General features: G+C 58.3%; 24 protein-coding genes. 17 read left to right on the forward strand and 7 right to left on the reverse strand.

Annotated features, from left to right (window positions below; all coding sequences use genetic code 11):
* Positions 1-125: 125 nt before the first annotated feature.
* The 6 genes from secY (at position 126) to rplQ (ending at position 4,929) form a co-directional block, all read left to right on the forward strand.
* Positions 126-1,469, forward strand: coding sequence for a preprotein translocase subunit SecY (secY, locus tag FTO60_RS01820; protein ID WP_148057012.1), 1,344 nt, complete (start codon positions 126-128; stop codon positions 1,467-1,469).
* Positions 1,466-2,113, forward strand: coding sequence for an adenylate kinase (locus FTO60_RS01825; protein ID WP_148054368.1), 648 nt, complete (start codon positions 1,466-1,468; stop codon positions 2,111-2,113). Before secY ends, FTO60_RS01825 begins: the two co-directional genes overlap by 4 nt.
* A 379-nt stretch (positions 2,114-2,492) precedes the next feature.
* Positions 2,493-2,861: a 30S ribosomal protein S13 gene (gene rpsM, locus FTO60_RS01830; protein WP_148054369.1), complete on the forward strand. Its 369-nt coding sequence runs from the start codon at positions 2,493-2,495 to the stop codon at positions 2,859-2,861.
* A gap of 15 nt (positions 2,862-2,876) precedes the next feature.
* Positions 2,877-3,266: a 30S ribosomal protein S11 gene (gene rpsK / locus FTO60_RS01835; protein ID WP_148054370.1), complete on the forward strand. Its 390-nt coding sequence runs from the start codon at positions 2,877-2,879 to the stop codon at positions 3,264-3,266.
* A 113-nt stretch (positions 3,267-3,379) separates the two neighbouring features.
* The gene (locus FTO60_RS01840) at positions 3,380-4,396 is read left to right on the forward strand and encodes a DNA-directed RNA polymerase subunit alpha (protein WP_148054371.1); all 1,017 of its coding nucleotides are present in this window, start codon (positions 3,380-3,382) and stop codon (positions 4,394-4,396) included.
* Positions 4,397-4,512: 116 nt separating this feature from the next.
* The gene (gene rplQ, locus FTO60_RS01845) at positions 4,513-4,929 is read left to right on the forward strand and encodes a 50S ribosomal protein L17 (protein ID WP_148054372.1); all 417 of its coding nucleotides are present in this window, start codon (positions 4,513-4,515) and stop codon (positions 4,927-4,929) included.
* Positions 4,930-4,996: 67 nt separating this feature from the next.
* On the opposite strand, the gene FTO60_RS17575 is transcribed toward rplQ, so the two are convergent.
* Positions 4,997-5,167: a hypothetical protein gene (locus FTO60_RS17575; protein WP_172623774.1), complete on the reverse strand. Its 171-nt coding sequence runs from the start codon at positions 5,165-5,167 to the stop codon at positions 4,997-4,999.
* Between the two features lie 78 nt (positions 5,168-5,245).
* On the opposite strand from FTO60_RS17575, the gene FTO60_RS01850 reads away from it, so the two are divergent.
* The 11 genes from FTO60_RS01850 to FTO60_RS01900 all read left to right on the forward strand — a co-directional run bounded on the left by FTO60_RS01850 (position 5,246) and on the right by FTO60_RS01900 (position 15,450).
* Positions 5,246-5,857, forward strand: coding sequence for an autoinducer binding domain-containing protein (locus FTO60_RS01850; RefSeq protein WP_148054373.1), 612 nt, complete (start codon positions 5,246-5,248; stop codon positions 5,855-5,857).
* A 58-nt stretch (positions 5,858-5,915) separates the two neighbouring features.
* A complete protein-coding gene (locus FTO60_RS01855; protein ID WP_148057013.1) occupies positions 5,916-6,506 on the forward strand; it encodes an acyl-homoserine-lactone synthase in 591 nt (196 codons plus the stop codon).
* A gap of 39 nt (positions 6,507-6,545) precedes the next feature.
* On the forward strand, positions 6,546-7,853 hold the full coding sequence (locus FTO60_RS01860; RefSeq protein ID WP_148054374.1) for a replication-associated recombination protein A: 1,308 nt from the start codon (positions 6,546-6,548) through the stop codon (positions 7,851-7,853).
* 31 nt (positions 7,854-7,884) lie between these two features.
* Positions 7,885-8,262 carry a fluoride efflux transporter CrcB gene (gene crcB, locus FTO60_RS01865; protein WP_148054375.1) on the forward strand — a complete coding sequence of 126 codons (378 nt, stop codon included), beginning with the start codon at positions 7,885-7,887 and terminating at the stop codon, positions 8,260-8,262.
* Positions 8,259-9,308 (forward strand): RluA family pseudouridine synthase, encoded by a 1,050-nt coding sequence (locus FTO60_RS01870; RefSeq protein ID WP_148054376.1) that lies wholly within the window; start codon positions 8,259-8,261, stop codon positions 9,306-9,308. The genes crcB and FTO60_RS01870 overlap by 4 nt, the downstream gene beginning before the upstream one ends.
* Positions 9,305-9,976 (forward strand): HAD-IA family hydrolase, encoded by a 672-nt coding sequence (locus FTO60_RS01875; protein WP_148054377.1) that lies wholly within the window; start codon positions 9,305-9,307, stop codon positions 9,974-9,976. The genes FTO60_RS01870 and FTO60_RS01875 overlap by 4 nt, the downstream gene beginning before the upstream one ends.
* A 3-nt stretch (positions 9,977-9,979) precedes the next feature.
* Entirely contained in the window at positions 9,980-10,696 is a 717-nt protein-coding gene (locus FTO60_RS01880) for an ATP12 family chaperone protein (RefSeq protein WP_148054378.1), read from the forward strand.
* Positions 10,697-10,900: 204 nt separating this feature from the next.
* A complete protein-coding gene (locus tag FTO60_RS01885) occupies positions 10,901-11,917 on the forward strand; it encodes an amino acid ABC transporter substrate-binding protein (RefSeq protein WP_148054379.1) in 1,017 nt (338 codons plus the stop codon).
* Between the two features lie 134 nt (positions 11,918-12,051).
* Positions 12,052-13,329, forward strand: coding sequence for an amino acid ABC transporter permease (locus tag FTO60_RS01890; protein WP_148054380.1), 1,278 nt, complete (start codon positions 12,052-12,054; stop codon positions 13,327-13,329).
* 1 nt (position 13,330) lies between these two features.
* Positions 13,331-14,647 carry an amino acid ABC transporter permease gene (locus tag FTO60_RS01895; RefSeq protein WP_148054381.1) on the forward strand — a complete coding sequence of 439 codons (1,317 nt, stop codon included), beginning with the start codon at positions 13,331-13,333 and terminating at the stop codon, positions 14,645-14,647.
* 11 nt (positions 14,648-14,658) lie between these two features.
* Complete coding sequence (locus tag FTO60_RS01900) at positions 14,659-15,450, forward strand: amino acid ABC transporter ATP-binding protein (RefSeq protein WP_148054382.1); 792 nt, start codon at positions 14,659-14,661, stop codon at positions 15,448-15,450.
* A 44-nt stretch (positions 15,451-15,494) separates the two neighbouring features.
* Here the strand turns inward: FTO60_RS01900 and FTO60_RS01905 are convergent, their stop codons facing one another.
* The 6 genes from FTO60_RS01905 to yidC are packed head-to-tail and all read right to left on the reverse strand — an operon-like array spanning position 15,495 to position 20,720.
* Positions 15,495-15,998: a histidine phosphatase family protein gene (locus FTO60_RS01905; protein WP_148054383.1), complete on the reverse strand. Its 504-nt coding sequence runs from the start codon at positions 15,996-15,998 to the stop codon at positions 15,495-15,497.
* Complete coding sequence (locus FTO60_RS01910; protein ID WP_148054384.1) at positions 15,995-16,573, reverse strand: ferredoxin; 579 nt, start codon at positions 16,571-16,573, stop codon at positions 15,995-15,997. Before FTO60_RS01910 ends, FTO60_RS01905 begins: the two co-directional genes overlap by 4 nt.
* 47 nt (positions 16,574-16,620) lie before the next feature.
* A complete protein-coding gene (gene argB / locus FTO60_RS01915) occupies positions 16,621-17,487 on the reverse strand; it encodes an acetylglutamate kinase (protein ID WP_148054385.1) in 867 nt (288 codons plus the stop codon).
* A gap of 24 nt (positions 17,488-17,511) precedes the next feature.
* Positions 17,512-18,162 carry a ribosome biogenesis GTP-binding protein YihA/YsxC gene (gene yihA / locus FTO60_RS01920; RefSeq protein ID WP_148054386.1) on the reverse strand — a complete coding sequence of 217 codons (651 nt, stop codon included), beginning with the start codon at positions 18,160-18,162 and terminating at the stop codon, positions 17,512-17,514.
* On the reverse strand, positions 18,163-18,918 hold the full coding sequence (locus FTO60_RS01925; protein WP_148054387.1) for an MOSC domain-containing protein: 756 nt from the start codon (positions 18,916-18,918) through the stop codon (positions 18,163-18,165).
* Complete coding sequence (yidC, locus tag FTO60_RS01930; RefSeq protein ID WP_148054388.1) at positions 18,918-20,720, reverse strand: membrane protein insertase YidC; 1,803 nt, start codon at positions 20,718-20,720, stop codon at positions 18,918-18,920. Before yidC ends, FTO60_RS01925 begins: the two co-directional genes overlap by 1 nt.
* Positions 20,721-20,761 lie beyond the last annotated feature (41 nt).

Raw genomic sequence — 20,761 nt, forward strand, 5'->3', positions numbered from 1 at the left:
TTGTGAGCGGCCCTTCGGGCCACTACATCCTTCTTTAAGTTTTCCTAACGCCGCCACTCGGGGAACCGTCTGGCGGCGTTCTTGATTAAAAAAGAGAGCCCCCAATGGCATCAGCAGCAGAGCAAATGGCATCCAACATGAGCTGGGGGGCCTTTGGCAAGGCAACCGAGCTGCGCCAGCGTATCCTTTTCACCCTTGGCCTTTTGATCGTCTATCGTCTTGGCACCTATATCCCTGTGCCGGGCATCGACACGATCGCCCTGCAATCCTTCATGGAGGACGCAGCGGCAGGGATCGGTGGCATCTTGTCGATGTTCACGGGCGGCGCGCTGTCGCGGATGGGTATCTTTGCGCTGGGCATCATGCCCTATATCTCGGCCTCGATTATCGTGCAGCTTTTGGGCGCGATGTGGGAGCCTTTGAAGCAACTCAAGAAAGAGGGCGAACAGGGCCGCAAAAAGCTCAACCAATATACCCGCTACGGCACGGTTGTTCTGGCCACGTTCCAGGCCTACGGCCTCGCGGTCAGCCTTGAAGCGGGCGAGCTTGCCTCTGATCCGGGCCTCTATTTCCGCATGGCCTGCGTGATCACGCTTGTGGGCGGCACAATGTTCCTGATGTGGCTGGGTGAGCAGATTACCGCACGCGGCATCGGCAATGGTATTTCGCTGATCATTTTCGTCGGCATCATCGCTGAAATCCCCGCTGCGATTGCGCAGTTCCTGTCCCAGGGACGGTCCGGTGCGATCAGCCCTGCAGTTATCGTCGGTGTGATCCTGATGGTGATTGTCGTGCTGACATTTGTCGTCTTCATGGAGCGCAGCCTGCGCAAGATCCATATCCAGTATCCGCGCCGTCAAGTCGGGATGAAGGTCTATGATGGTGGCAGCAGCCACTTGCCCATCAAGGTCAACCCCGCAGGTGTTATTCCCGCGATTTTCGCAAGCGCCCTGCTGTTGCTGCCCACGACCCTGTCGACGTTCAGTGGCGGCCAAGGCGGCCCCGTTATGTCATGGCTGCTGGCCTACTTTGGCCCCGGTCAGCCGCTTTATCTGTTGTTCTTCACCTCGATGATCGTTTTCTTCACCTACTTCTACACCAAGGAAGTCGCGTTCAAGACGGATGAAGTTGCCGACAACCTCAAGAACCAAAACGGCTTTGTTCCCGGCATCCGTCCGGGCAAACGCACGGCGGAATACCTTGACTATGTTGTGACACGCATCCTGGTCCTTGGTTCAGGCTATCTCGCACTCGTCAGTCTCATGCCAGAGATTCTGCGCTCGCAACTCTCGATTCCATTCTATTTTGGCGGTACATCGGTGCTGATCATCGTCTCTGTGGGTATGGACACGATCCAGCAGATCCAGTCGCATCTGTTGGCCCACCAATATGAAGGGCTGATCGAAAAATCCCAGCTGCGCGGCAAGCGTGGCGGTAAGAACAAGTCAAAGGGACCATCACGCAGATGAACATCATTCTTCTTGGACCACCCGGCGCGGGTAAAGGCACACAAGCACGTATCCTCGTGGATGAACGTGACATGGTGCAGCTTTCCACTGGCGACATGCTGCGCGCCGCCCGCACCAGCGGCACCGCGATGGGCAAAACCGTGGCTGGCGTCATGGACCGCGGCGAGTTGGTCACCGATGAAATCGTGATCGGTCTGATCCGTGAGCAGCTAGAAGACACCTCGCACGCCGGCGGATTCATCTTTGATGGCTTTCCGCGCACTTTGGCGCAGGCCGATGCCTTGGGTGCCCTGCTGGACGACATGGGTCATAAACTGGACTGCGTGATCGAAATGCAGGTGGATGATGATGCCCTCGTCGCCCGTATCACCGCCCGTTCGACCTGCGGCAATTGCGGCGAAGTTTACAACGACGCAACCAAGCCTTGGCCCGCGAACGGCAAGTGTTCCAATTGCGGCAGCACCGACCAAACCCGCCGCGCCGACGACAACGAAGAAAGCCTGAAAACCCGCCTGCTGGCCTATTACAAACAGACCAGCCCCCTGATCGGCTACTACTACGCCAAGGGCGATCTGAGGTCGGTTGATGGCCTGGGGTCAATGGAGTCTGTGGCAGCCGAGATCAAGGATGCACTGGGCGCATAGGGCAGGGCGTTGGCATTGGGCTGGGAAAAGGCCGGGATCGCTGCGCTTTTGGTCATTGTTTTCTTGATTGGCAGTTTCGTAGGCGCGGTGTGGCGCACGAATTACCTTTGCACCCAATTCCCCGAAGAAATGGATCGCATTCCGACCAGATATTGCTTCTACGATTAGGGGCCGCTGGGGGCTGTGTTAGCCCTTGACCCCGTGGCGCAACGCCCATAAACAGCCCCATCCTGCAAAGGAATCAATTTGCGGTTAACGGGTCGCCCCCGACAATCGCAGGTCACCTCGATATGACGCAGCCCGGCGCCAATAGGTCCGGGCTTCCGTTGTGAAAAAAGGGTCTGGAATGACGGACCCGCAACGAAAAGGAATTGCACACGTGGCACGTATTGCCGGCGTAAACATCCCGACTGCAAAGCGGGTTCCAATCGCCCTCACATATATCACCGGTATCGGCACAACTTCTGCAGAGGCAATCTGCGAAGCCGTTAAGATCGACGTTACCCGTCGTGTCAACGAATTGTCCGACGCCGAAGTTCTGGCCATCCGCGAGCACATCGACGCAAACTACACCGTCGAAGGCGATTTGCGCCGCGAAACCCAGATGAACATCAAGCGCCTGATGGACCTTGGCTGCTACCGTGGCCTGCGCCACCGTCGTAACCTGCCCGTCCGCGGTCAGCGCACCCACACCAACGCTCGCACACGCAAAGGCCCCGCTAAGGCCATTGCCGGCAAGAAGAAATAAGGGAGGGTCTGACCAATGGCACGCGATACCAAACGCACCAAAAAGAAGGTCTCCAAGAACATCGCCGCAGGCGTTGCTCATGTGAACTCGTCTTTCAACAACACAAAAATCCTGATCTCGGACGTGCAGGGCAATGCCATTGCATGGTCGTCGGCTGGCACAATGGGTTTCAAGGGGTCGCGCAAATCGACACCCTATGCTGCCCAAATGGCTGCCGAAGACGTTGCCAAGAAAGCGCAAGACCACGGCGTTAAGACGCTGGAAGTCGAAGTGCAGGGTCCCGGTTCCGGCCGTGAATCCGCATTGCGCGCCTTGGCTGCCGCAGGCTTTAATGTCACATCCATCCGCGATGTGACCCCGATGGCCCATAACGGTTGCCGTCCGCCCAAGCGCCGTCGCGTCTAAGCACCAGTATTTGGCTGGGGTCGTGCATTTTCGCGCGGCCCCAGTCCGTCATTTTGAAACCTCGGGCGTTTGCCTTTTTTGGACATGAAAGGTGAACAAGGATGGAGGGACGTATGATCCACAAGAATTGGGCTGAGCTCATTAAACCTACACAGCTTGACGTCAAGCCGGGCAATGACCCGACCCGTCAGGCAACCGTCACTGCCGAACCGCTGGAACGCGGCTTTGGTCTGACCCTTGGCAACGCGCTGCGCCGTATCCTGATGTCATCGCTGCAAGGCGCCGCTATCACGACCGTGCAGATCGACAATGTGCTGCACGAATTCTCCAGCGTTGCTGGGGTGCGTGAAGACGTGACCGATATCGTGCTGAACCTCAAGGGCGTCGCGATCCGCATGGAAGTCGAAGGCCCCAAGCGTCTGTCCGTTCAGGCCAAAGGCCCGGGCGTTGTCACCGCTGCCGATATTTCCGAAAGTGCAGGCATCGAAGTGCTGAACAAGGATCACGTGCTGTGTCACCTTGATGATGGCGCCGATCTTTATATGGAACTGACCGTGAATACCGGTAAGGGCTATGTCTCGGCTGACAAGAACAAGCCCGAAGATGCGCCCATCGGCATGATGGCCATCGACGCGATCTATTCGCCGGTCAAGAAGGTCAGCTATGACGTGCAGCCGACCCGCGAAGGTCAGGTGCTTGATTATGACAAGCTGACCATGAAAGTCGAAACGGACGGATCCATCACGCCCGATGATGCCGTGGCCTTTGCCGCACGCATCCTGCAGGACCAGCTGTCGATCTTTGTGAACTTCGACGAGCCAGAAAGCGCGCAGGCCCAGTCCGACGACGATGGTCTGGAATTCAACCCGTTGCTGCTCAAGAAAGTTGACGAGCTTGAACTGTCGGTCCGTTCGGCCAACTGCCTCAAGAACGACAATATCGTCTACATCGGTGATCTGATCCAGAAAACCGAAGCCGAAATGCTGCGCACCCCCAACTTTGGCCGCAAATCCTTGAACGAGATCAAGGAAGTGCTGTCGGGCATGGGTCTGCACCTTGGCATGGACGTCGAAGACTGGCCGCCGGACAACATTGAAGACCTGGCCAAGAAATTCGAAGACCAGTTTTAAAGAAATCTGGGCGGGGGTGTCCCCGCCCGATAACGACCCGGGCAATTCCGCCCCAATAACGGAGCCGGCGACACGCATCGCTTAGGCCCATCCTAATACAAAATGGAGACTTCATCATGCGTCACGCACGTGGTTACCGCCGCCTCAATCGCACCCATGAACACCGCAAGGCGCTGTTCGCGAACATGGCAGGCTCGCTTATTGAACATGAGCAAATCAAGACAACTTTGCCAAAGGCAAAAGAACTCAAGCGCATCATCGAAAAGATGATCACACTGGGCAAGCGCGGCGACCTGCATGCGCGCCGTCAGGCTGCATCGCGCCTCAAGCAGGACATGCATGTTGCCAAATTGTTTGAAGTGCTTGGGCCCCGTTACAAGGACCGCAATGGCGGTTACGTCCGCGTCCTCAAGGCCGGTTTCCGTTACGGCGATATGGCACCGATGGCGATCATCGAATTTGTTGATCGTGACGTGAATGCCAAGGGTGCAGCCGACAAGGCCCGCCTCGAGGCCGAGGAAGCTGCAGAGTAAACTCTGCCTTTTGACATGGAATCAGAAAAGCCCCGCCAATCGGTCGGGGCTTTTTCTTTGCGTGTCATCACGAGGAAAGATACGGGAAGCCAAAGTCATCGACCGGCCGGTCATCCTTGACCTCTGCATCGGCCTCGTCTTCCGTTATATTTGCGCCAAGATAGGCGACCAGTTGATCAACATCCACTTTCCCAAGCGCCGCGATCCTTTCGAATAAATCCTGATCTGAAGTCTGCACTTGTTACTCCTTTGATTTCCCACACTTCGCTATACAATTTAAGGTTGACTGAATTTGATGCAACTTGTCTAAAAGGACATGTCTTTACGTTCTGGAATCGATCTTAAAACCGAAGAATTGGCCCGCTTGGCGCCAAAAGGGTTCTTTTTTGCGTTGCATATTCGCTTTGCCTTGCCGCTGTTGCATCACCAAACATTTCCCGAAGGCTGGACCGACCTTTATACCGAGCAAGCCTTTGCGTTGCGCGACCCGATTATCGCTTGGGGATTTGGCGAATTGGGCACCGCGCGTTGGAGCGAGATCGCTATTCCCGATCCGTTTGACATTCTGGGACAAGCCCGCGGGTTTGGCATGGTCTATGGTCTGGCCGTGTCTTGTGGCCCTATGAAATCCCGCACGATTGCATCTGCGTGCCGTGACGACCGTGAATTTAATGATGATGAAATCGGCGCATTTGCCGAACAGATTTCGCACTTACACGACATAACCGAACCACCCACGTCGCTTACCAAAGCGCAAATCGAAGCCCTCCGGTGTATCGCCGAGGGAGATCGTCACGCAGCTGCCGCCGCACGATTGAATATCTCAGAAAGCGCCCTCAAGGCGCGGCTTTCATCAGCCAGGACGAGTCTGCTCGCTCGCACTACTGCCGAAGCCATCCAACGCGCACGGGACTACAGACTGCTTTAACATCTCCTCTCTAAGATAGACCGGCGGGTTAGTTTTCCTAACTTTGCTGGAGGAAATGATGCAAAGCACTACACTTTCGTTCGCCAATATGCACAACCATGGCGAGTTATTCGCCAATATATTGCGCGCTAGGCGCGATTCGTTCATCGTCAAAAAGGGCTGGGACTTGCCCGAGACGATGGGAATGGAGTTTGATCAGTATGACACCCCCGCGTCCCGCTGGTTGGCTGTTTATGATGATCTGGGCAATGTCCTTGCCGGTGTGCGGCTTACCCCGACCACGGCGCGCTGCGGCATCTATAGCTATATGATCCGCGATGCGCAGAACGGCTTGCTGGATTCGATTCCCGACGATCTGCTGTATGACGAAGCCCCCATTGACGGCGGCACATGGGAAGTCACGCGCGGGTTTGTGGCCAAGGATATTCCTGCCAATATCCGCCATCGCGTGCGTATGAAGCTGGTGCTGGAAATGCTGCGCACCAGCCGCGAATTGGGCGTGCGCCGGATGCTGGCTCTGCTCCCGTCCAACTGGCACCGCTGGGCGGCGCGATGCAATCTCGACATGGAAGCGGCCGGGCGCAACATGAACATGGGCGGGATAGATTATCAGGCCGTCTGGATCGACTTTTCCACGCAACTGCACTGATGTGTTTCCAAGCCCGGCGCATGGGCGTAACCTGCTGGCATGTCTGATCTGTTCGACACCGCCAGCGTTACGCCCAGCACCGCCCCACGGCCGCTGGCCGACCGCTTGCGCCCGAAAAAACTGGCCGAGGTGATCGGGCAGGATCAGGTTCTTGGTCCCGATGCGCCATTGGGTGTCATGCTGTCGTCGGGCAGCCTGTCGTCGCTTGTGTTCTGGGGTCCGCCGGGCGTGGGAAAGACCACTATCGCGCGCTTGCTGGCTGACGAGACAGACCTGCATTTCGTGCAGATCAGCGCGATTTTCACGGGCATGCCAGAGCTGCGCAAAGTGTTCGAGGCCGCCAAGATGCGCCGACAGAACGGCAAGGGCACGCTGTTGTTCGTTGATGAGATACACCGTTTCAACAAGGCGCAGCAGGATGGGTTCCTGCCACATATGGAGGACGGGACGATCCTGCTGGTCGGAGCCACCACCGAAAACCCCAGTTTTGAATTGAACGCCGCCGTGTTGTCCCGCGCGCAGGTTCTCGTGCTGAAACGTCTTGAACTGGCCGATCTGGAGCGCCTTGCGCAGCGCGCCGAGGGCGACATCGGCAAGCCGCTGCCCCTTGACGGTCCGGCGCGCGAGGCCCTGCTGGAAATGGCCGATGGAGACGGGCGCGCGCTGTTAAACCTGATCGAACAGGTCGCCGCCTGGCAGGTCACAGGCAAGCTGGATCGCGATGCCCTGTCCACCCGCCTGATGAAGCGCGCCGCGAAATACGACAAATCAGGAGATGAACATTACAACCTGATCAGCGCCCTGCACAAATCGGTGCGCGGCAGCGATCCCGATGCCGCCCTTTACTGGTTCGCGCGGATGCTAACGGGTGGCGAAGACCCGCGCTTTCTGGCGCGCCGCATCACCCGCATGGCCGTCGAAGATATCGGTCTGGCCGATCCGCAAGCCCAGGCTGTGTGTCTTCAATCATGGGAAACCTACGAACGGTTGGGCAGCCCCGAGGGCGAACTGGCGCTGGCCCAGGCGGTGACCTATCTGGCGCTCGCCCCGAAATCGAACGCGGGCTACGCGGGCTATAAGAACGCGATGGCCGCCGCGCGCAAAACCGGCAGCGAACCACCCCCCAAACATATCATGAACGCGCCGACCAAGCTGATGAAAGATCAGGGCTATGGCGATGGCTATGCCTATGATCACGACGCCGAAGACGGCTTTTCCGGCCAGAACTACTTTCCCGATGGAATGAAGCGTGGCGTCTATTACACACCCGTCGATCGCGGATTTGAACGCGAATTGAAAAAGCGCCTCGACTATTTTGCCAAGCTGCGCGCCAAGCGCGGGAGTTGACAACGCCGCGCCCCCGCGCGATTGCACGGACATGTTGCTAAACCTTTCATATGTGGCCCTTGGCGGGGCATTGGGCGCCGCGCTGCGCTACCTCGCGGGGATCGGCGTCGTGCGCATGGTCGGCCATGGCTTTCCGCTGGCGATCATCACCGTCAACGTCATCGGGTCGTTCCTGATGGGGGTATTCGTCGTGATGGCCGCGCACCGTGGCCTGACACATTTATCGCCGCTGGTGATGACGGGCTTCCTGGGCGGCTTCACGACGTTTTCCGCCTTTTCGCTTGAAGCTGTGGCGCTGTTTGAACGCGGGGAAACGACCCAGGCTGCCCTTTATGTGGCGCTTTCGGTGGGTCTGTCGATTGGCGCGCTGGTCCTGGGTTTGATCATCGCGCGGGGGATATACGCATGAGTCGCGCACAACTGATTGCCGTGGGTGAAGACGAGGGTGACCAGCGCCTTGATCGCTGGTTGCGCCGCCACTTCCCACACCTGTCACAGGGGCGCATCGAAAAGATGTGCCGCAAGGGTGACCTGCGCGTTGATGGGGGGCGGGTGAAATCATCGACCCGCCTTGAGGTTGGCCAGCAGGTTCGTATTCCGCCTCTGCCGAGTGCTGATGACATTACCGCCCAGGCGGTCATGCGCAAACATGTCAGCCCTGCCGATGAAAAGATGATCCAAGCCTGCGTGATTTACCGCGACGACGACATCATCGTGCTGAACAAACCCGCTGGATTGCCGACCCAAGGCGGCAGCAAGCAAACCCGCCATGTCGATGGCATGGGAGAAGCCTTGCGTTTCGGGCTCGAGGATCGCCCGCGCCTTGTGCATCGCCTGGATAAGGACACCAGCGGCGTGTTGGTCCTGGGCCGCACCCGCATGGCTGCCAAGACCTTGACCGAGGCGTTCAAACACCGCGAGACCCGCAAGGTCTACTGGGCCGCCGTGGCTGGCGTGCCCCATCCACGCATGGGCACGATCAAATACGGCCTGCTGAAATCCGGCGGCCACGGACGCGGTGGCGAAAATGAAAAGATGCGCTGCATCCACCCCGCCGAAGTGGACAAGACCGAAGGCGCCAAACGTGCGACGACCGATTACGCCGTGATGGATAAACTGGCGAGCCGTGCAGCCTGGGTCGGCCTTGTGCCGATCACCGGGCGCACCCACCAGTTACGCGCCCATATGGCCGAATTGGGCCATCCGATCATTGGCGATGGCAAATATGGCGGCAGCGCGCAGGAAAACCTGGGCGACGGCTGGGGTTCCGGCATGGGCGAGGAAATCGGCCGCAAGCTGCACCTGCATGCCCGCCAATTGACCATCGAACACCCAACGACCAAGCAGGTGATGACCTTTGTCGCGCCCTTGCCCGATCACATGAAACACACGTGGGATTTCGTCGGATGGGATGCCAACGGCACGCCCAACGACCCATTTGAAGAGCTGATGTGACCGACCTGCGGCTTGTCATATTCGACGTGGATGGCACGCTGGTCGACAGTCAGGCCGATATCGTGGCCGCCATGAACGCGACCTTTGTGGCCGAGGGCATAACACCGCCGCCGCCCGAAGCAACGATCGCGATTGTTGGATTGTCGCTTGAGGTCGCGATTGCACGCTTGCAGCCCGACCTTGGCAATGCCGCGCTGGCCCGTATGGTGCGGGGCTACAAGGATGCCTACATTTCCCTGCGCAACGCTGCGACGGTCATCGAGACAAGCCCGCTTTACCCACAAGCCCGTGAAACGCTGCAGATCCTGCAGGGGCAGCCCGATACCATTCTGGCCGTGGCGACTGGCAAGTCGCGGCGCGGCCTAGACAAGCTGTTGCAGGGGCATGGGCTGTCAAAACTGTTCATCAGTCAGCAAGTGTCAGATCACCACCCCTCCAAACCACACCCCGCGATGATCCACGCGGCCCTTTCGGAAACCGGTGTGGATGCCCGCCGTGCGGTCATGGTTGGTGACACCACATTCGATATGGACATGGCGCGTGCGGCCGGGGTCAAAACCATCGGCGTGACCTGGGGTTATCATGCTGCCGACACCTTGAACGCGGATATGCTGATCGACAGTTTCGCGGCACTGCCCGCCGCGCTTGACCAACTTGTGGAGCCCTAGGACATGAGCGACTGGACAGCCAGACGGTTCTGGACCGATGTGACAGTGACCGAGGCAAATGGCGGTTTCGGCATCGCTTTGGATGGTCGCGCCGTAAAGACGCCGGCCAAGGCTGCGCTGATTGTGCCGACGCGCGCGCTGGCGGAACAGATCGCCGCCGAATGGGGCGCGGTGGGCAAGGTCGTGAACCCCGAAAACATGCCCTTTACGCGCTCGGCCAACGCAGCCATCGACAAGGTCGCCGCAAAGCACACCGAGGTGGCACATCTGTTAGCGGAATACGGCGGCAGTGACCTGTTGTGCTACCGTGCCGAATCGCCTGCCGAACTGGTCGCGCTGCAAATCGCTGGCTGGGATCCGGTTTTGCAGTGGGCGGCGGATGATCTGGGCGCGCCACTGATCACGGGGCAGGGCATATTGCCGATTGCGCAGCCGCAGTCCTCGCTTGATCGCTTGGCCGAGATGGTCGCGCAGCAGGATGCGTTTTCCCTGACCGGATTTCACGATCTGGTCGCCATGTCCGGCTCGCTGATTTTGGCGTTGGCGGTGATGCGTGGACGGCTTGCGCCCAATGAAGCATGGGATTTGTCGCGCATTGATGAAGACTGGCAAATTTCCCAATGGGGCGACGATGACGAGGCGCTGGCCGTGGCTTCACGAAAACGTGCAGCGTTTATGCACGCGGACAGCTTTTGTAGGCTTGCTATAAACGCGGGCTAAAGTCGAATCGACTGCTTGCGGGCGCTAGTTCAGCCCAATGGCCTGCGGGTGACGTAGTGTTTTCGCGAACCTCCCCTTGACCTCTGTGAATGAATCCGACCAATCTAAAGTCGTTGTGGCAGAGACATCTGCCCGCGTATCGCTCCTGCCCAACGTGGCAGCAAACTAATCCCCTGATGAGGGGGAATTCAGGAAGAGGTAAAAATGAAAAAATCCGTTCTCCTCGGCGCTCTGACCATTGCTGGTCTTTCCGCCGGTGCCGTGGCGGCTGGCACACTTGATGATGTGCAGGCCCGTGGCAAGCTGAACTGTGGTGTGACGACTGGCTTGATCGGCTTTGCAGCCCCCGACGCGAATGGCGAATGGGAAGGCTTTGACGTTGGTGTTTGTCGCGCTGTTGCAGCTGCCGTGCTTGGCGATTCTACTGCTGTTGAATTCGTGCCGACGACTGGTCAGACACGCTTTACCGCGCTGGCATCCGGCGAAATCGACATGCTGGCCCGCAACACCACATGGACCTTCTCGCGCGATGTTGACCTCAAGTTCGAATTTGTCGGCGTGAACTACTATGACGGCCAAGGTTTCCTTGTCCCTCGTGAACTGGGTGTTTCTTCGGCCAAGGATCTGGACGGTGCGACCGTTTGTATCCAGACCGGCACCACAACCGAGCTGAACCTGGCCGACTACTTCCGCGCCAACAATATCAGCTACGAGCCGGTTCCGATCGAAACCAACGCCGAAGGCCAGCAGCAGTATCTTGCTGGCGCATGTGACGTTTACACCACCGACGCTTCGGGCCTTGCCGCGACACGCGCATCGTTCGAAAACCCCGGTGATCACGTGCTTCTGCCCGAAATCATCTCGAAAGAGCCGCTGGGGCCGCTGGTCCGTCACGGTGACAACGAGTGGGGCGACGTCGTGCGCTGGACTCTGAACGCGCTCGTCACAGCCGAAGAGCTGGGCGTGACATCGGCGAACGTCGGTGAACTGTCCGCTGGCACAGATAATCCCGAAGTCAATCGTCTGCTGGGCACCGAAGGTGAACTCGGCGCGATGCTTGGTCTGGATGCCGAGTGGGCCAAGCGCGCCATCATGGCGGGCGGCAACTACGGTGAACTGTTCGAAAAGAACATCGGTGAAAGCACACCAATCGGTCTGGCCCGCGGCCTGAACGCACAGTGGACCGAAGGCGGCCTGATCTACTCGCCACCTTTCCGCTAAACACATCAGTCAGGGCGCGATCTAAGGGTCGCGCCCTTTCTCAATAAAAAGACGACCAACACGACACCTGCGATCAGTGCGCAGCCGGGCCAACCGGCGTGATGCTGAACCAGCGGGACCGGGAGAACATGACAATGTCCACGTTCAGTGACGTGCCGAAAGCATCATTTCGGCTAAGCCAGCTCATCTATGACACGCGCTATCGGTCGATCACGATCCAGGTCATTGCGCTGGTATTGATTGCCGTCGGCCTGTGGTGGTTGGTCAGCAATACAATTTCAAACCTTGAGGCGTTGGGTAAGACCTTTAGCTTCGGTTTCCTGAGCCAGCCCGCTGGCTATGACATCAACCAGATGTTGATTGAATATAACAACCAGATGAGCCACGGACGCGCCGCGCTTGTCGGTATCATGAACACGCTGCTGGTCGCCTTCCTTGGCTGTGTTGCCGCGACCATCATCGGTGTGCTTGCAGGCGTGTTGCGCCTGTCGAAAAACTGGGTCGTCAGCCGCCTGATGGCCGTTTACGTTGAAGGTTTCCGCAATATCCCGCTGCTGCTGTGGATTATCCTGATCTTTGCTTTCTTCTCCGAAGGCCTGCCGCAACCCCGTGACTTCCGTGGCGAAGAACCCGAAGCGTCGATGATCCTTGGTGACAGTGTCGCCATCACGAACCGCGGCACCTACATCCCGCGCATCGGCTTTACCAACTCGCTGAGCGGAAACGAGGCCGTGGCGTCGCAAGAAGGTGTCGCTGCGGTATCGTCGGGGAGGATCGACTGGCTGGTGATTTTTGGTGTGCTGGCCGCAAGTATCGTAGCGATCAGGTTTGTGAACCATAACGCCACCGCGAAACAGCTTGCGACAGGGATCAGGCCGACCACGATTTGGACCAATCTGGCAATTTTCTTTGTGCCGGTTGCGATTGTGCTTTTCCTGCTTGGTGCAACAATCGTGCAGCCGTTCCTCAAGGGGTTCAACTTTACCGAGGGTGTCCACGTGCGCAATTCGCTGATGGCCCTTTGGCTTGCGCTGTCGCTTTATACGGGTGCCTTTATCGCTGAAATCGTGCGCGCTGGCATTCTGGCCGTCAGCAAGGGACAATCCGAAGCTGCCTTTGCGCTGGGCCTGCGCCCGAACCGGACGATGCGCCTTGTGGTCCTGCCACAGGCGATGCGGGTGATCATCCCGCCGTTGATTTCACAGTTCCTGAACCTGACGAAAAACTCGTCCCTTGCACTGGCCGTGGGTTATATGGATGTGCGTGCCACGCTTGGCGGCATCACCATCAGCCAAACCGGTCGAGAGCTTGAGGGGATCATGTTGGTGGGGGTGTTCTATTTGTCGCTGTCCCTGCTGATTTCGGCAGGCATGAACTACTACAACAACTCGACCAAGCTGAAGGAGCGGTAAAATGTCTGAGACACACGCACAAACCGTCTCCTATGTCCGTGATAGCATGTTGCCCGAACAGGCCCCGCCCATCACGGAAACCGGCGCGATCAAATGGATGCGCGAGAACCTGTTTTCAAGTGTCTTGAACGGCATCCTTACCGTGGTCTCGCTTTACGTGGTCTACGCCGTGCTCGCGAGTGTGATCCCTTGGCTGTTCAACAGTGTCTGGGATGCCGGATCGCTGACTGAATGTCGTGAAATCCTCGCCGCGCAGGGCCTTGGAAGCCATGATGGCGCCTGTTTCGCGGTATTGAACGACCGTTGGCACCAGTTGGTCTTTGGCTATTACCCATCCGAACTTTACTGGCGTCCGATTCTGGCGCTGATCCTGTTTCTTGTTGGCATCATGCCGGTTCTATTTACCAGCCTGCCGCGCAAGATGTTCATCCTGACTGCGGCTGTGCCTTTCCTGTGTTTCTGGCTGCTTTGGGGCGGATCAATTTGGGGACCAATCGCGATTGCCTTGGGCTTTGCACTGGGCGCCGGCGCGATGAAGGTCGTTGGCGATACCTTAAGCCCATTGGCCGGTCTGATCGCGGCAGTCGCCGTTCCCGTGATCTACTGGCTTTATGGCGCCGGATATATTGCAGGTGAAATGCAAAACCTGCTTCCGATTGGCATCGAATTCGTCGAATCGCGCCAGTTTGGTGGCTTTATGCTATCGGTGGTGATTGGCCTGTCAGCAATCATCCTGTCGCTGCCACTGGGCATCCTGTTGGCCCTTGGCCGTCAGTCTGACCTGATCATCATCAAGACCTCCGCCGTGGTGTTCATCGAAGTGATCCGTGGCGTGCCGCTGATCGTCTGGCTGTTCACCGCGCAACTGCTGCTGAACTACTTTTTGCCGCCAGGCACCAACTTTGACCTGACCCTGCGTGTGATCATCATGGTGACGCTCTTTGCCTCGGCCTATATCGCCGAAGTTGTGCGTGGTGGCCTAGCTGCCCTGCCAACGGGGCAATACGAAGGCGCGGATTCACTTGGCCTTGATTATTGGCAGTCCATGCAACTGATCATTCTGCCGCAAGCATTGAAGATTTCGATCCCGGGTATCGTGAACACCTTTATCGGGCTGTTCAAGGATACCACGCTTGTCGTGTTCATCGGGCTGTTTGACCCGCTTGGTATCGCAGGCGCGGTCCGCGCGACGACTGAATGGAACGGCATCTACTGGGAATTGTTCGTCTTTATCGGTCTGATGTTCTTCATCGCCTGCTTTAGCATGGGCCGCTATTCCCTATTCCTCGAGAAAAAGCTCCAGCGTGAGCACCGTTAAGGAGACCTGATATGTCTGAAGTTGCAACCCAACGCGAGATTGATCGCAGCCACATGCAGGTGTCCGACGAGGTCGCCATCCAGATCACTGGCATGAACAAGTGGTATGGGACCTTTCATGTCCTACGCGACATCAACCTGACGGTGAACACTGGCGAACGGATCGTGATTTGTGGCCCGTCCGGGTCGGGCAAATCGACATTGATCCGCTGTATTAACCGCCTCGAGGAACACCAAAAGGGCCAGATCATCGTTGATGGCACCGAACTGTCCAGCGATTTGAAAAACATCGACAAAGTGCGCTCTGAAGTAGGGATGTGTTTTCAGCACTTCAACCTGTTCCCGCATCTGACGATCCTCGAAAACTGCACGCTGGCGCCGATCTGGGTGCGCAAGACCCCCAAAAAGGAAGCCGAAGAAGTGGCCATGCACTTTCTTGAAAAGGTCAAGATTCCCGAACAGGCTGACAAATACCCCGGCCAACTGTCCGGTGGTCAGCAACAGCGTGTGGCCATTGCCCGTTCGCTTTGCATGAAGCCACGCATCATGCTGTTTGATGAACCGACCTCGGCGCTTGATCCGGAAATGATCAAGGAAGTGCTGGATACGATGATCGAGCTGGCCGAAGAAGGCATGACCATGCTTTGCGTCACGCACGAGATGGGCTTTGCCCGTCAGGTCGCCAACCGCGTCATTTTCATGGACCAGGGGCAGGTCGTCGAAGAAAACGAGCCCGAAGAATTCTTTAACAACCCGCAGTCCGACCGGACCAAGTTGTTCCTGAGCCAGATTCTGGGCCACTAGGTCAGGCGAAAGTCTTGATGACGGGCGGGGTTTTCCCCGCCCTTTCACATCAGGGCGCGGGGTGTCGTGAAATCGACCAGAACGCCTTGGGCCGGCCGCACCTGCGCCCATGTGTCCACGTCAAAATCAATCACTGCAGTCGCCGCCGTCGGATAGCGCGCGAAATCCGGATTGTCGGGCCTTGCGGCGACCAATCCACAGGCCAGCGCCCCGATCCCGGGATTATGCGCGACAAGCGCTATAGTGCCTGCAGTCTGGCGCTGCAAAACTTCAAGCATATGATCGGGGCTTGCATGATAGAGGCCGCCACGGAACTGCACCTTGGGCTTGTTTGGCAATTCCGGTAGGATCAGCGCAAGCGTTTCCGCTGTGCGCGCCGCATCTGAACACAGCACCACTTCCGGCAAGTAGGACTTTGCGGCGAGCCAATCCCCGATTACCGCCGCAGATGCGCGCCCGCGCCCGTTCAGCACGCGCGCATGATCGTCCGCCATCGGATCATCCCAGCTGGATTTGGCGTGGCGGATCAGGATCAAGCGGCAGGTCATGCAAAGGCCCTCATGTGAAATGCGGATTGCGCGGGGTCGCGTCCGTAGGTTTGTGACACCGGGCAGGCGCGGCGCACGGCACAACCATAGTCGATGCAGTCAATGCCCGCTGAGGTGATATAGGACTTGCAGGCTGGCACATCGTAACCCGCCGGGCCAAGCGCCCCGACGGGGCAGGCCGTGCGGCAAGGCGCGGCGCAGCCCGTGCAGGGGCTGTTCCCCGTAGCGGGCAGGGCGATGTGGCGATCAAACACCAAAGCCCCGCGATACGACACCATCAACCCCGCCGTATCATGCACCAGCAGGCCCACTGGCGACTGCCAAGCGCGGCCAGTGCGCTGCGCCCATGCGATGAAAGGCTGAAAGGGCGGGCCGCCAAACGGGAATACGGCCCGGGCATCAAGGCCGGTGGCAATTGCGCCAATCACCCGGGCGGACCAACGATCGAGCGGGTCGGCAGCGCCATCGCCATATTCGGGGCTTGCGGTAAAGGTGGGCCAAAACCCGTGATCTGGTCCCAAAAGGATCAGGGTTTTACCGATACCTTCGCTCGGGTCGGGATGAAACCCGCCCATAACGGCCAGATGACACGCGTTCGTGGCGTCGGTGATCGCCGCCAGTGTCACCGTGGCGTGCGGATCAGCGAGCCTGCGCCGTGGTCGGTAAACAGCTCCAGCAGGCAGGCATTTGGTGCCCGCCCATCCAGGATGACCACGGCCCGCACACCGCCTGCGATGGCATCCAGCGCCGTGCGGGTTTTCGGGATCATTCCGCCAGCAATCGTGCCATCGGCCGTCATTACAGCAATCTGGTCAGGCGTCATTTCAGTGACGACATTGCCGTCTTTGTCCTTTACGCCGCTGACATCCGTCAGCAGCAACAGGCGATCGGCAGTCAGTGCGGCGGCAATCGCGCCCGCTGCCGTGTCGCCGTTCACGTTAAGGGTTTCGCCGTTGCGGCCTGCGCCAAGCGGGGCAATAACGGGGATCGTGTTGGCATCAAACAGCGTGCGCAGGATCGATGGGTCGACATGCGCTGGGGTGCCGACCAGACCCAGTTCAGGGGCGTCCTGATCACAGGTCATCAGGCTGGCATCCTTGCCCGAAAGGCCCACGGCGCGGCCGCCCTGACGGTTGATCGCCTGCACAATCCACTTGTTCACCTTGCCTGACAAGACCATTTCAACGACTTCGACCGTGGCAGTATCGGTCACCCGTTTGCCATCAACAAAGTCGGACTTGATCGCCAGCTTGTCCAGCATCTGATTGATCATCGGCCCACCACCGTGAACGATCACTGGGTTTACACCGACCTGCTGCATCAACACGACGTCGCGCGCGAATTCTTCCATCGCCTCTTCGCTGCCCATCGCGTGGCCACCGAGTTTTATGACAACCGTCGCCCCGGCATAGCGCTGCATATAGGGCAGCGCTTGCGATAGGGTGGCGGCGGTGGCGATCCAATCGCGGTTCATGTCTTGCTGTCTCATTTTCTTGTGTCCTGATGTGCCAGGTCAGTCTATCCCAGCAATAATCGCGCGCAATGTTTCAATCCCCTCGCCCTTTTCCGAGCTGGTCATGACAATTTCTGGATAGGCGGCAGGGTGTTTGGCAAGGGCGGCGCGGGTGACGTCCATCGCGCGATCCAGATCGGCCTTTTTGACCTTATCGGTCTTGGTCATCACACACTGAAATGTCACAGCAGCGCGGTCCAGCAGGCTCATGATTTCTTCGTCCACCGCCTTGGCACCATGACGCGCATCAATCAGCACAAAGGCACGGCGCAGGGTTTGGCGACCGGCGAGATAGGCGCGCAAAAGCCGCTGCCATTTTTCAACAACGGCCACGGGTGCGTTGGCAAAACCATAGCCGGGAAGGTCGACAATATAGTGGCTGTCACCGGCTGTGAAAAAGTTGATTTCCTGCGTTCGACCGGGCGTATTTGACGCGCGCGCTAATCCTTTTCGTCCTGTCAACGCATTGATTAGGCTTGATTTTCCGACATTTGAACGGCCAGCGAAACACACTTCGGGGCGGTCAGCATCGGGCAGGCCCGACATGGCTACAACGCCTTTGATGAAATCGGTTTCGCCGGCAAACAACAGGCGGCCTGCCTCGCGCATTTGATCATCGGGGGCATCAGCAATTGGGAAGGGCAGTTGCATCTAAAGAACCTCCATCGGGTCGCCAAGGCGGATGTTGCCGCCTGTCGTCACTTCGCCGTAGACGCCAAAGTTCTGGTGGCCCCAGCCACTTTTCAGTGCGCCAAGCGTATCAACATCGCGCTTGCCGGTCTGCGGGTTCGCTGCCGTGTGCAGGCAGCGCTTGATCGGCTCGCGGATGGCGATTTCCGTGTCGCCAACGCAGATCACCTTGCCGACCCAATTCATTTCGTCCCACGCGCCGACGCCCTCAAGCCAGATATTTCCGCGCCAGCGTTCGGGTTCAAGATCCTGCCCCAGCTTTTTTGCAACGGCTTCGTGCGAGGCGAAGGTCATGATCGACACCGACGGGAAGTCAGTATCCGTCATCCCGCGTCCGGGCACCTTGACCAGCGCTGCAGGCTGCGCGCGATCCGCAGGGAAAAGGGGCGCAATCCAGGCAAGGAAGCGCGCCGCATCTGCGGGATCATCGGGCGCAAAGGTTAGCGAACCAAGGTCGGTGTGGGTCAAAGTGACCAATGCTTTGGCCTCGTCCAACTGCGCCCAAAGCCCGGCCAATGCCGGTGTCCGTGTGCCCAGCATGAAGTTTTGGCAGGCCACCCAGGCGGGATTTTCGGCATCAAACTTTGACGCCTCATGGGCAACGGCCCAGACACGATCCCAAGGCATCGTCTGGCCTGTCGTCAGCGTCACCGCCTCAAGCGCCTCGCGGCCATGCGACTTGATCGGGTGCCGCCACAAATGGGCGACAGCACCCATTACTTATCCTCGGGCGCCGAGCGCTTGAAACTCGACAGAATATTGCCAAACACATCCGGCTTGTAGCCCTGGCTGCGCATGATCAGATACTGCTGCGTAAAGGTGATCGTGTTGTTGGTGATCCAGTAAAGCACCAGCCCGCTGGCAAAGCTGCCCAACATGAACATGAACACCCACGGCATCCAGGCAAAGATCATTTTTTGCGTCGGGTCGGTTGGCGCAGGGTTCAGCTTTTGTTGAATGAACATCGAAATACCCAGCAATATTGGCAGGATACCAAGGCTAAAGATGGCAAAGATGCTGCTTGGGTCCGGCACGCCCCAGGGTAGAACCCCAAACAGGTTCAGGATGCTTGACGGATCGGGCGCGGATAGGTCATTGATCCAGCCGAGCCACGGCGCGTGACGCAATTCGAGCGTCACAAAAATCACCTTATACAGCGAAAAGAAGATCGGGATTTGCAGCAGGATCGGCAAACAGCCCGAGGCGGGGTTCACCTTGTTTTCCTTATACAATTTCATCATGCCCTGTTGCAGGGCCTGTTTGTCTTCGCCAGCTTTTTCCTTGAGCTTCTCCATCTCGGGCTGCAGCTCTTTCATCTTGGCCATGCTCACGTAGGACTTGAACGCCAGCGGCAGCAGCAAGGCCTTGAGGATCAGGGTCAGCACCATGATCGACCAACCCATGTTACCAATCGTTCCATTCAGCCAATGCAGCAGTGCGAAAATCGGTTTGGTCAGGAAAAAGAACCAACCCCAGTCGATGCTATCGAGGAAACCGGCGATGCCACCCTCGTTTTGATAGTCGCGGATGGCCTCCCATTCCTTTGCGCCCGCAAACAGCTGGCTGTCAGCGCTCAGGGTTCCGCCGGCGGCGACGGTCAGCACAGGATAGATCGCCTCGGTCTGGTAGATATCGTTTGCGGATCGCGCGACGGAGCGGAATGCACTGCCGGGTGCCGGCACAAGGTTGGTCATCCAGTATTTGTCGGTAAACCCGACCCAGCCGTTTTCGGTGACTTCGATGCGGCCTTCATCTGCCGTCAGGTCGGGCATGTCGTCGTAGTCGATTTCTTCCAGTTCGCCGTCCGACATCCGCACGACGCCTTCGTGCAGGATGAAAAAGCCAACGGTGTCCGGTTCGCCGTGCCGCGCCACAAGACCATAGGGGCGCAACGAGACCGGCGCGCCTGTTGCGTTGTCTACCGATTGCGTGACCGTGAACATGAACTTTTCGTCAACCGCGATGGTCTTGCGGAATGTCAGGCCGGCGCCGTTATCCCAGATCAGCGTGACCGGGGTCTCGGTGGTCAGAGTTTCACCTGATTCGACGGCCCAGACGGTATTTGCGCCGGGCACAAGATCGGTGCTGGTTCCATCGGTCGGAATCCAACCGTGCAGCGCGTAATAGGGGTTTTGCGTGCCAATGGGTGACAGCAGGCGCACGAGGTCGGAATCTTCGTCCAGTGTTTCACGGTATTGGGTCAGGGACAGATCGTCGATCCGCCCACCTTGCAACGAAAGCGTGCCGGTCAACTCAGCCGTTTCGATCGCCACGCGCGCTGCTTCGCTTTCGGTCGCAACGGCGGGTGTCGCAGCGGCCGTTCCGGTCGCGGGATCAACGGTGGGCGCAAGCGTATCCGTGGCCGTTTCGGCACCTGTGCCATCGGCGGGGGCCGCGGTCACCGCAGGGTCGGTTTCGGTCACCGGCGGTTCCTGGGGTGGGAACACAAGGAACCACACGAGGATCACAATGAAACTTAGCCCCGTGGCCAAGATAAGGTTCTTGTTCTGATCGTCCATCTGAACCGCCGTTTGCTCTGAAAAGGTCAGGCAGGTTCAAC

This window comes from Octadecabacter sp. SW4 (genome assembly GCF_008065155.1).
Classification (GTDB): domain Bacteria; phylum Pseudomonadota; class Alphaproteobacteria; order Rhodobacterales; family Rhodobacteraceae; genus SW4.